This window comes from Tropicibacter alexandrii (genome assembly GCF_003667315.2).
GTDB classification, from domain to species: Bacteria; Pseudomonadota; Alphaproteobacteria; order Rhodobacterales; family Rhodobacteraceae; genus Tropicibacter; species Tropicibacter alexandrii.
In genome coordinates this window covers 1-698 of record NZ_RCTZ02000062.1, presented here as the reverse complement: position 1 = coordinate 698, position 698 = coordinate 1, and the positions used below count along the sequence as shown (strand labels likewise).

Below are 698 nucleotides of genomic sequence, written 5' to 3'. Positions count from 1 at the left end.
TGGACGTGTCGCGGTTTGATGCCGCTCCTTTGATAGCATTTATTGCAGCAAAGGAGACGAACCATGGGACTGAAACGGACTGACGAATTCCGGGCTGATGCGGTGCGGATCGCGCTGACGAGTGGGCTGACGCGCAAGCAGGTGGCGTTAGATTTGGGTGTTGGCCTATCGACGTTGAACAAGTGGGTGACGACGCATCGCGACACGGATGTTGTGTCTGACAAGGACCTGGACCTTGCCCGTGAGAATGAGCGGCTTCGACGCGAGAACCGCATTCTCAAGGAGGAGAGGGAAATCCTAAAAAAGGCAACGCAGTTCTTCGCGGGTCAAAACCCATGAGGTTCCGATTCATCGAAGAACATCGTGATGCCTTTTGCGCGAAGCGCATGTGCGACGTCCTGGAGGTTGGCTCCCGCGGTCTGCGTGCTTATCGCAGCCGACCTGCCAGCCAAAGGCAACGGACTGACATGGTCGTCTTGGCCCACATCAAGGAACAGTCCCGTCTCAGCCTGGGCAGCTATGGCCGTCCGAGGATGACAGAAGAACTGAAGGAGCTTGGCCTGAACGTCGGCCATCGCCGGGTTGGCAGATTGATGCGCGAGAACGGCATACGGGTTGAGCGATCCAAGAAATACAAGGTGACGACCGATAGCAACCACGCTTTCAACATCGCGCCGAACCTGCTGAACCGGGACTTC

Annotated in this window: 1 pseudogene; it reads left to right on the top strand. The window is 57.0% G+C overall.

Going from position 1 to position 698, the window contains the following annotated elements:
• Window positions 1–63: 63 nt before the first annotated feature.
• Window positions 64–698 (top strand): annotated as a pseudogene (locus D8Z78_RS24360) (IS3 family transposase); the annotation flags it as partial.